The 11,731-nt window shown below is 28.8% G+C and carries 6 protein-coding genes; 1 reads left to right on the top strand and 5 read right to left on the bottom strand.

Features of this window, described 5'->3' with window-relative positions:
- Positions 1–39 precede the first annotated feature (39 nt).
- The 5 genes from ACXYRK_RS01160 to ACXYRK_RS01140 all read right to left on the bottom strand — a co-directional run bounded on the left by ACXYRK_RS01160 (position 40) and on the right by ACXYRK_RS01140 (position 4,794).
- Positions 40–651 carry a hypothetical protein gene (locus ACXYRK_RS01160; protein WP_458617652.1) on the bottom strand — a complete coding sequence of 204 codons (612 nt, stop codon included), beginning with the start codon at positions 649–651 and terminating at the stop codon, positions 40–42.
- A gap of 54 nt (positions 652–705) precedes the next feature.
- On the bottom strand, positions 706–2,373 hold the full coding sequence (locus ACXYRK_RS01155) for an IS1634 family transposase (protein ID WP_458617650.1): 1,668 nt from the start codon (positions 2,371–2,373) through the stop codon (positions 706–708).
- 166 nt (positions 2,374–2,539) lie between these two features.
- Positions 2,540–2,878, bottom strand: coding sequence for a hypothetical protein (locus ACXYRK_RS01150; protein WP_458617648.1), 339 nt, complete (start codon positions 2,876–2,878; stop codon positions 2,540–2,542).
- 145 nt (positions 2,879–3,023) lie between these two features.
- Positions 3,024–3,731 (bottom strand): DNA-methyltransferase, encoded by a 708-nt coding sequence (locus ACXYRK_RS01145; RefSeq protein ID WP_458617646.1) that lies wholly within the window; start codon positions 3,729–3,731, stop codon positions 3,024–3,026.
- Positions 3,715–4,794, bottom strand: coding sequence for a DNA cytosine methyltransferase (locus tag ACXYRK_RS01140; RefSeq protein ID WP_458617644.1), 1,080 nt, complete (start codon positions 4,792–4,794; stop codon positions 3,715–3,717). Before ACXYRK_RS01140 ends, ACXYRK_RS01145 begins: the two co-directional genes overlap by 17 nt.
- Before the next feature lie 231 nt (positions 4,795–5,025).
- Here ACXYRK_RS01140 and ACXYRK_RS01135 point away from each other — a divergent pair, with 231 nt between their 5' ends.
- Complete coding sequence (locus ACXYRK_RS01135; protein ID WP_458617642.1) at positions 5,026–11,688, top strand: beta-N-acetylglucosaminidase domain-containing protein; 6,663 nt, start codon at positions 5,026–5,028, stop codon at positions 11,686–11,688.
- The last annotated feature ends 43 nt before the right edge of the window (positions 11,689–11,731 follow it).

Raw genomic sequence — 11,731 nt, 5'->3', positions numbered from 1 at the left:
TTATATTTTTTTGTTCTAACTCAGTTCCGACATTTTTCTTTAAGCAACTGTGACAACAGGACATAATTTCACCAGATTATCTATGTTATCTAGCATCTGATTATTTGAAAGTGAAATATTATGATGAATTTCAAAATAATTTCTGCCTGTTTTCTTATGCATAAAAGTTCTATGTTCAAGTGGATATCGATTGATGCACCCATAACAAACATCAGGAGTATTCAACAAAATGTAAGATACTAATTGTTTGTTACGGTTTACTTTTATATCTAATGATTCGGTTTTAAATAATTCATTTCTTAGTTTTTTAACATCATATGATGATAAATCTTTATCTAAAACCAGAGAAATAAAGAAATCAATTACAGAATTTAATTTATTAGGTTTATTCTGATATGACAACTGACATTCAATAAAATTTAATTCATCTATTTTTATAGCTTTACCAAACGAATAATTACTTAAAATGATTTTAAATTTATAGTTATTTATAATCCTGATTTGATTTATATATCACTTTAAATTAATTCTTAATTGTGTGTTTCGTCGATTAATATTTTCAACAAACTGCTTTTGTAGTTGTCTAAAATTTATGTTTAAAACTGATATCGGAATATTAAATACATCAGTTAATAATCCTGAATTTCCCACTTTAATGTATTAAAAAATCGTTTAAGCCTTAAACATAGGCAAAAACGAATTTTTTTAATAATTTTTTCTTACTGTTTCACAGTAATCATTAAAAAGTGTTCAACCTTCTTCGAAATTAAATCCTGTAATTTCGTTTCTTATACTTTCTATAACTTCATTTGTGTATATATCAACTTTGTTTGAAATCGAAACATTAGAAATAAGATTTATTAATTTTTCTTCTGTTATTTCATATGAAATACCTGTTTTCATATGAAATTCTTTGAAAAGATAAACAAGAAATTTCAATATTACTAATGATGCAAAACATATTAACATATGTCCGATGATATGTTCTTCAACTCAAACATAAACAGGTCTTATTTCTAAATAAGTCTTTAAACTTCTAAAATTTTCTTCAATTTTTCATTGATTTTTATAAATATTCATTATTTTATCTACTTTTTCATCCATTAAGTTAGTTTCATAAACATAAATTCCATCAAATTCTTTATGTCTGTTTACTTTATCTACATCAAGTTCAAACTTTAGATTTGATACTTGTCTGAAAAACTGGCATTTATAACTTGAAATCATTTTACTTGGATCTATATATCCATTTTTATCAAGTTTCTTTTGAAAATCTTCTATCATCTTGTCTCGGTCAACTTTATCTTTTTTAGCTCTTTTTATACTATATGTAATGATTTTTCGACGAAGATGTCCATTAGGTCGTTTTTTATGAAAAGTTGAAATTGCTATTTCTTCTTTATAAACAACATCATTATTTAGTTGTATATATCCACTTTTTTCTAATAATAATTCTTTGAATTTTTTACCCCCTTTTCTTGCTCGATACGAGATAACAAACTTAAATCCTTTTTGTTCCAAAAATCTAATGTTAGAATTAGTACTCATTCCGCGATCGGCTACAACAGTTAAATCATTAACATTATAAGTTTTTTGAACTTCTAAAATAAAAGGGATAAATGTTCTAGGATCAGCTGTATTTCCACGATATATTTTGATGTGATATGGTATTCCATTTCGGTCACAAGCCAAACCTATAACTATTTGATCTTCTTTAAATTTGCCATCCTTAGAATAACCATTTTTCTTGTAACCTTTTCTTTTAAAGGTTTCAAAATAAACAGTTGTTGAATCAAAATAAATTTCACTCTCGCTTCTATTTGTTTTCTTTAAAACCATTTCATTTAATTTTTGTAAGAGTGTATTTTGGTTTTCTGCAACAAAATCTAAGGTTCTATAGAATGTATTTTTTGAAACTTCCTGACTTTCTATATATTCTTTTTGAGAAATAAAACTTCGTAAAATACTTGATGGTTCGGTAATTCTACGAGAAATCAAATAATAGAAAACATATTTAAGTTTTTTATGCTTTTCTTGCTGTGACATGCAGTTAAATATATTGTATTCATCTATCAATTCGTATATTAATTTATTTCCCATTTTGATATGTACACCTTTAATTTGGTTTTCTCTAAGCGAACTTAGCAATGCAGCCTTTACAAGATCTGGATTATCATTTTTTGAAAATTTCTTTACTCTTCTTTTTAGTATATTCATTGCATCCTTGTTAATTTTTTCAAGTTCGCTTATCAGTCCTAGACTAAATCATCGCACATAATTTCTATCACCTTCCCCTTTGTATCAACCTACATACTTATAGGTGATACCTTTTTTATTTCCTGATACATTAAAAACTTTTAATTCATTTTTCATAATAAAATTATAACATAACAGTAAGAAAACGTAAGAAAAAAATAAAATAATTTTCAAGTTTCTCTTATATATTTATATATAAGAGAGTTAAATAATCAAATAAAAAATCCCACTTAAGTGGGAAATGCAGGTTAAATACATCAGTTAATAATTTGATCTTATTGAGCTAAAATTTACTGTTATAAAATAAATCAATACTTAAAAAATTCAGCGATGTATCTATGCTACCTCTACTTTCAAAAAATCCTCTAATAAATCATTTTTTAGGTCCTGTTATACTTTCGCTTTCATTAAAATCTGATGTTTGAAAAATCTTAGAATATAAACGATTAAAAAGATTATTTTCAGTTAAATTTAAATCGTTTTGTATTAACAAAATAGCTTTTTCTTTTCCATTGAAAGCAAAATTAGTATATTTATAGTTTTGTGTATATTCATGATAATCAATTCAGTTGTATCTAGTATCTAGGTTTTTAATGAATTGTAGATATTGATTAGAATACATTAAAAATTCTTGCTTTGACGAATTAATTTTCTTAGATTCTTGATATTAACTAACAACGGCAAAGTATTTATTATCTTTTGAAACTAAAATTCTACTTATTAACTCCCCGTATAAAAAAGAATGAATATTTTGATCCAATAACTTACTAACTTTTATCATCGAATAATCTCTTTTCTGCTATCTTATAATATTTTTCATCAATTTCTACACCAATAAATTTTCGATTATTTTTTATCGCGGCAACTCCTGTGCTCCCACTCCCCATAAATGGATCTAAAATAACATCATCTATATTTGTATGAATATTTATAATTTCTTGCATCAATGCTAAACTTTTTTGAGTCGGGTGTTTACTTCTTTCATTCCCTGATACAATTGGGAAAGAAAACAAGGATCGTAAATAGACTTTATCATCAGGTTTATTAAAAACCCATTTTGCACCTTTTTTGACGGCTCAGATGGCAAATTCCATATCTTGCACATAGCGACGTTTGATGTTTCTGGGCATCGGGTTATTCTTTTGTCAAAATAAAACATCTTTAGTTATAAATCCTGCCTCTTCTAATTCTTTTATGATGAAACTTATATATTTATACGAACAAAAAATAATAAAACTTCCATTTTTATCAATTAACTTTGAATAAGGTTTAATTCAAGAAAACAAATCAAAATTAATATCTCATAATCCAAAATATACACCTTGTCGTGGGTTATTTAAGGTATTAAAATTATGCTTTGCTGAAATATTATAAGGTGGATCACAGATAATGTGATTAACTTTAATATTCTCTTTTTTAAACTGATTTATTATCTCATATGCATCAGCATGATGGATTCTAATTTTTTCTTGCATTAATCTCTTCCATTTCTAAATCAATATGATCCGCTATTGCTTTAGCAAGCATTGGAGGAACTGCATTACCTATTTGTCTGCAGATACTTGTTTTAGGACCATAAAAAATAAAAGTATCTGGAAAACTTTGGATTCTGGCTGCTTCTCTTGAAGTAATAGCGCGATTTAATACCGGATGTGAATTTCTTCCATTTGATGGAGTATCAAAACTGGTATCGATTGTAGGGGATACATCATCTCATTTTAATCTTGCTCATGTAGTGTTGAATTGTTGTTTACCTCATAGGTGTTTAGGTAAAAAACTTTTATCCCCTTGCTCTGGTATCATAGCAAGTTTTTCTAAAGCGATATTTGAATGTTTAGTTGCAATATGATTATACAACTTATCTCCTCTTAGATTTTTTTGGTAACTACTTAGTGGTTTATATAGATACTCGCTTTGAAAACTGCCTTCACCAGAATTCAGATAATTTAAATCAGAAATAGCATCATAAACACTTATGTGTTTATCAATATTAGATTTGGGGAGCATAATCTCTTTATCTTTGCATCCAATAATAATTGCACGTTCACGATTTTGTGGAATCCCAAAATTCTTTGCATTTAAAACTCCATAAGAAACTTTATAACCTAAATCTGTAAACATTTGATAAATTTGTTTAATAAAATATCCTTTTTGTGCATTCAGTAGATTCTTAACATTTTCAATGATAAAAATCTCAGGACTTATATTTTTTACAATATCAAAATATTCTAAAAATAAGAAATTTCTTTGATCATCAAATCCTAATTTTTTTCCTTTGAGACTATATCCTTGACATGGAGGGCCACCAATAATCATATTAATATTAACATCTTTTGATTTTTTGATTATCTGTTTTTTGATATCTATATTAGATATATCACCACAAATAACTTCTGAATCAGGAAAATTATTTTTAAAAGTATTAGTAGCATTTTGATCAAAATCTACTGCTATTAATGTTTTAAAATTAGTATTTTGTTCAAATCCCAATGAAAATCCACCTGCTCCACAAAATAAATCTAAGATTCTATACTTCATTTTTTTCCTTTATTTTTAATTATATCTTATTTTAATCATTGATTCTTATAAATAAGATAAATTGCTAAAATTTATCATTTTTTATGATAAATATTTTGCTGCTAATATAGATATTATTTCAAAAATGCTATAATTAGTCCGTATATATATATATATATATATAAGTTGAGTAATTTTACTTATATATAGTTTCAATATATTTATATACCTTTAATATTTATTCGAGGTAATATGAATTTAAAAAAGAAAGTTAAAACTTTACTTGCAGCAGCCGGTAGTGTCGGTTTGATAGCAAGTATCTCAGTTGGTGTGTCAGCTGGTTCGCCCGCAACATCAAATAATACTACATATGAAATTTACCCTGGAGTACAAAGCATTACATATCAAAATTCAGATTTTTTAATCTCTAATGATGTAAATATCGTTTTTGAAGACGGTATTGATAATGCAACCATAAATCGCTTCAAGGAAGTTTTAAAACTCAAAAATCTTACTTATAGTCAAACTCGCAGAGTTATCCCTGGTAAGACAAATATTTTAGTAGGAATCAGAAATGATTCTGATAACTTGGTTGATAACCAAATTAAATCACTTGGAATCACCTTTGATACTGTATTAGATTCAAAAATTGAATCATATCAATTAGATACCAAATCAGTAAAAGATAGCAACTATACCACTAATTACATTGCATTAGTTGCTAAAAATACCGAGGCAGCCTTTGATGGTGCTACCACCTTGTGACATATCTTTAAACAACTTGATGGAAGCAAAATCAGAGACTTTGAAATCAAGGACTGAGCTGATGTAGCAACCCGTGGAATTATCCAAGGATACTATGGTGATGGATGATCATTAGATGCTTCTAAAGATTATATGAAGTGGGGAAGTTACTATAAACTTAATGCATACTTTTATGCACCTAAGGATGATTTAAAAACAAACAGTCAATGATTTACATTAAACACAGAAGAAGAATTAACCAAAATTAAGGATTTAGCTTCTACATCTGCTGCAACAAAGGTAAGTTTTATTTATACATTAAATCCTTTTGTAGGAACTGATGCATTTACCAAAGCAAACTATGCAGAGAAATTTGAAAAACTTAAAGCTAAGTTTAAACAAGTTATCGATGCTGGTGTACGTCAAGTTGGATTAGTTGCCGATGGACCTAATAAACCGTTTGAAAGCACCCAAAGTACTAATACTCTTAGTCCTGCTCCTGCTGCACAAGCAACAGACAATGCTTCTGAAAACAGTTCAGGGCAAGGTGCATCTGGTACTGGAGCAACACCAGAAAACAACGATAGTCAAACACAGCAAAAAAAATTACTATCAGATTTAGTTGCTTGATTGAAATTAGAAAAACAAGTTTATCCAGATTTAAAAGTTACTCTTCCGTATTTAGTTAATGAATATTCTGGAACTGGAGAAGAATATTTTAAAGACTTCCCATCAGAAGTTCAAGTAATTATGGGTGGTGGAAGTGAACGAACTGTAGATGATACATTTACTAACTCATATATCAACCATACTAATTCTTCAGAATCATCTAAATCTTATACATTGAACAGTCCGATTCTTTGAGTTAATTGACCGTATACAGAAACTACACAATCTAAATTAATATTAGGTGGTTATAAAGCATTTTTAAAACCAAATCCAGATACTACTAAATTTACAGGATTATTTTTAAATGCATCTCCATATGAACAAGCATCAAAGATTGCAATGTTTGGTGGAGCAAACTATGGATGAAAGAAATGAAAAACTGATGATGAAATTAATAAGGTATTATCTGCAGCATTTAAACATTCAATTAATAACTCAGAGCAAGATTCACCAGTTTCTTTAGCATATAAAGAAGTAGCTAAACACCTTGTTAACAAAGGACAAGTTTTTAGTCCAGAACCAGATTTAGATGAATCAGCAAATATCCAACAACCTATAAATACATTAGTTCAAAAACTAAATAATGATACTGTGACAGCAACAGATGTAAATCCACTGATTCAACCTTTTCAAACTATTTTAGATTCTTTAAACACTTTATTAACATCAAAAGATATCCAGCAACTTTTAGTTGAAATCAAACCATGATTACAATCTTTCCAACAACTTACTAAAGGAGTTTCTTCATTATTACAAGCCGTTATTGAATTTAAAAATAATAACAAGGATGAATTTGTACAACTAGTGCAAGCAGCAAAAGATGTAATTTATGATGCTCGTAATCATTACAAAGTAGTGTTATCTGGACAATTAATCCAAGTAGAACCTGCTGTTCAATACATCCAACCACTTGCTGATGTATTAATGAACTGAGCAGACAGTAAAATTGATGGATATACTTTACAACCAACTACACATACCACTACATTTATAACTAATATGCAAAATCCATTTGGTTCTACAAACCTACAAGATGCTTTCAAACCATTTAATACTAACCAAATTATTTATAAAAATTCACATGATGGAACAATGTCGACTCTAAAAACTGGAGATTACATCGGTGCTAAGTTTAGTGAACCAACTACATTATGAGGGGTTCATCTAAGATTCTGAGCAAATAATCAAGATTATTTTCTAACTTCAAAATTACAATATCAATTAGCAGGTTCTACTGATTGAAATTATATAACATCATATACTTCACCTAATAATCAAACTACTAATATTTCTTATACAAATAATGATGTATACGGAAAAGATTTTATTTTTAGTCCAATTGATAATGTAATTGCAGTGAAATTAGTTAATCAAGAAACAGGTAATGGACAAAAAAAATGGATGCGTTTATTAGAATTTCGTCCAAACCCACAAAACCCACAAAAATATTCTAATGTAACATATAATTCTACCAATACCACTTTAATTAATAAAAATAATAATACTACTAATTTATTCGATGGAATGAAGACAACTGAATCACAATTTTCAAACCCACAAACTAACACTGGTTCAAATGATGATAAAATTTCTGAAGGTAAAACCTTAGGTTTCTCTTTAAATGAACAACAAGTTGTTACTGAAATCCAACTACAACAAGGATGAACTACTAATACCGATGTCGTATCATCAATCACTGTTGAGTATAAAGATCCATCTGATTCTAATACTTCTACTCAATGAAAACAATTTGGTTCAACTACATTAAATACTAATAATAATAACTCTAATATCCTAGCAATCAGTGGTTATGCAAATGCACAAGATTTTAGATTTAAAGTAAATTCAACTACAAATCATTGATGAAGAATTAATGATATCGCTGTTTATGGACCAAATTATAAGGCTAAACCACAATTATCAATTTCATCAACCTTAACACCAGATCGTTCAAGTAGTTTTAATAATGCACTTGATTCAAATCCAAATACTGTAGCAATTATCGATCATGCTGCTAGTGATAAAAACATCCAAGCAAATGATTATTTTGATATCGAATTCACCCGTCCGGTGCAACTATCTACATTGAATATCAAACAAGACCCAAGTGGTTTAGTTCCAAATCTTATTATTCTTCCTAAGATAAATGATCAAACACCAGATACTAATAAAGTTGAATTAACATCAGTATCTGAAGACCAACAAGTATCAATCCCATCTGCATGAGGACTTGTTATCGGTGTACGTATTAAAGCAAATAAAACTATCGATGCTCCTTGGAGAATTCGTGATATTAGTTATACTGAAATCGAACAACCTACTGATAAGTATCTTGGATCACATCCAGCATCAAATGATAACTTCTTAACCAAAAGAAATGGTGATACCTTTGAATTATTTAATAAAACAACACCACAAACCGCAACTGCTGTTAATTTAAATAAAGATGAAAGTGTGGGATTAGATCTAGGAAATATTTATACTGTTGATACTATTAATAAAGACATCGGAACATCGCCAGATTCAGCCTTAAAAACACAATACTCAACCGATGGATACATCTGAACTGATATGACTTCCGATACTTTAGCATCTCCAACACAGATGCGTTATGTCCGTATCAAGAATACCAAAACTGATGAATCAAGTAGTGTTATATCAATGCAATTTAAAGATTTAAAAGCACATATTGTCGAATATAAACCATATGGAAGTTTTGTTTCAGGAACCTTAAATGCTGATTTTGGAACCTTAAAAAATGCTTTTGATGGAGATTATAATAGCAAAGTTATTTTTGCTAAACCACCTGTTAAAGATGATAATCTAATCTTTGATTTGGGTCGCGAAGTAACTTTAAAATCATTAAAACTTTTTGCTGATAAATATACCAAAGACTATCCGAGAGATTTGGTTGTTAGTGTAGCTACTACTAATTCTTCTTCTTCTTCATGAACTGATGTGTTAACCATCGGTGATTCTACTACTGATACCGATTCAAATTCGAGATTAGGTGAAACTACTAATGCAACAGATGATCCAAACCATCCAGATGTAAAATATTGAGCTTCATCTAATATAACTGAAAATACTAAAGCTAGATACATTAAATTTACTATTAAAGCAAATTATCCAGCAGATCGTAAATTAACCTTTAATCAAATTTTAGTCAATGATGGTGAATATGTAGCAGCTGATAATGATCCAAGATTTACCGGAAATTCATATTCAGAAACTTCACAAAATACCACACCTGATAAGATGTTAGATGCAGACATCCATAGTTATTATGAACCTAAATCAGATAATGGAAATATTAAATGATATGTGGAAAAAGATTATTTCGACCGTCGTGATCTAAGAATAGTAAGCGAAGGCGTTCCTTCAAATGCTGAAGTATATGCAAATATCATTGATACTTCTAGCACATCTGCTGCTGCGACACAAACTAAATTAGGAACTTTATTTAATAATGTAGTTGAATTTAAAGTACCAAGAGAAAGTAATAAAGCAATCACGTCAATTGAAATTAAATGAACTACTAATAAACCTAAGATAGCTGAAATTATTGGATTCTTCAAAAATCAATCTAGCAATACATCTAAAACTGATTTAGATACCATTAAAACTAATCCAGCAGAATATGATAGTTGAACCGATGCAACCAAAGCAAGTTATGATAAAGTTAAAGCATTAGCTACAACTGCTGCTGCAACTGATGAATTATTAACCCAACAAACTGTTAATGAAATTAAAGCGATGGCAGATAGTATTAAAAATTCAGCTGTTACAAAAGCAACTAATACATCTGATTTAGAAACCAAAATAAAAGAACCTGTAACAAATACTGATAATATTTTATATACTCCAGATTCATTTGCTCAATATGATGTAGCATTATCAAATATCCAAAATGCTCTTAAAAATAAAGGTAATATTTCTACTGCTGATGCAACTAATCTTTCAAGTGCATACGATACTGCTAAAAATGCATTAGTAAAATCTGATCTTCCATATCAACAAGCATTGCTTAATGTTAATAATTTTGGAACCTTAAATAAAATTAACTATACTAATGAATCTTATCAAGCTTTAAAAGCAATTGTAGATCAAATTAATACTAAGTTAGCAACTGATGATCTTGATCCACTTGGATACCGCGATTTAAATAACCAATATAAAACTAAATTCACAGAACTAGTTGCTTCGAATCGTTCTAAGATGCTAAAAGCATACAATGATTATTTAGAAAATAACACCTATGCATTTACCGATCGCTACCAACATCGCTTTAGTTCACTTGCTTCAGCATTAAATGACTTAGTTGATTCGCAACATTATACTATTGCAAATCCTAATGTAACAGCAGATCAAGTAAATAATGCTTTAACTAATCTAAAAGCATTAACTCAAAAATCAATTGCAGAACGTAATCGTTTAATCTACTACTATGAACAACTAACTCAAAAGCAAATTGAAAATACTAATAATCTTTATACACCTGATTCATATGATAACTATCTAAGAGTCTTTAATCAAATTAAAAACTCACAACAAGATATTAACCGTGTTAGTGAACAAGATATCAAAGATGCACAAGCGCGAATGGAATTAGCACAAGAAAGTTTGGTAATTTCAGAAAATCAATTAGAAGCTGCTAAAACCCTTGCTAATTCATTGCTTGCTAATTTAGATGATAAAGCTGATTTTGCAAGCAAAATATCATCTGCAACCAAAGATGATATTAGCAACATTATCAAACAAATCCGTAGTAATTTAGCTAAGCAACTAGCAGATAAGCGAGCAAAAGCTTACGCAGATGCTTCTGAAGCCGTAGCTAAAATTAAAGATGTTAATACACGTAATAATCTAATTAAGCAATTAGAAGCTGCTAAGGAAGTTTCAGAGTTTAATACTGTTACAGCCAATGCAAATAATGCTTATGATCTTGAAGTTCAAAACCAAAAAGCATTCGATGCTGCTAAGGCAGAAGTAGTTGATTTAAATAAACAAGTAACTGACACAAATAAACAAGAAGCCTTTAATTTCAAAATTAATTCAATCACTGATATTAATGATTTTAAAGCAGTTAAAGATGCAATTAATAAACAATTAGCCCAAGAAAAACAAGATCGTGATGCACAAGCTGAAAAAGAGCAAAAAGAACTCGATACTCTTGATAAACAAGTGCAAGATATGCTTGCAAAACTTCCTGCAAATAATGCACAAGCTCAAGATTTGAAAACTAAATATCAAAATCTTACCAAAACCTTACAATCACTTAGCGACTTTAAAGCAGAACTTACAAAGTTTGAAAATGATCTAAAAACAAAAAATGAGCAAGAACAAGCGCAAAAAGATAAAGCAAAAGAAGAAGAAAATAAAAAACCTGTTGGTAAATCAAGTAATAGCGTTGCTATTATAGGTGCTGTTGTTGCTTCATTAGTTGTTTTAAGTATTGTTGGAATCTTTGTATGGTGATTTATGAAAAAGCGTAAGAAATAATCTCTAAGTAGCCGTATAGGCTGCTTTTTGATTATAAAAACAC

The sequence above is a fragment of the Mycoplasma sp. AC1221 genome (assembly GCF_054353815.1).
Note: the sequence above shows the minus strand (reverse complement) of the source record. Positions and strands in the feature narration are given on the sequence as shown.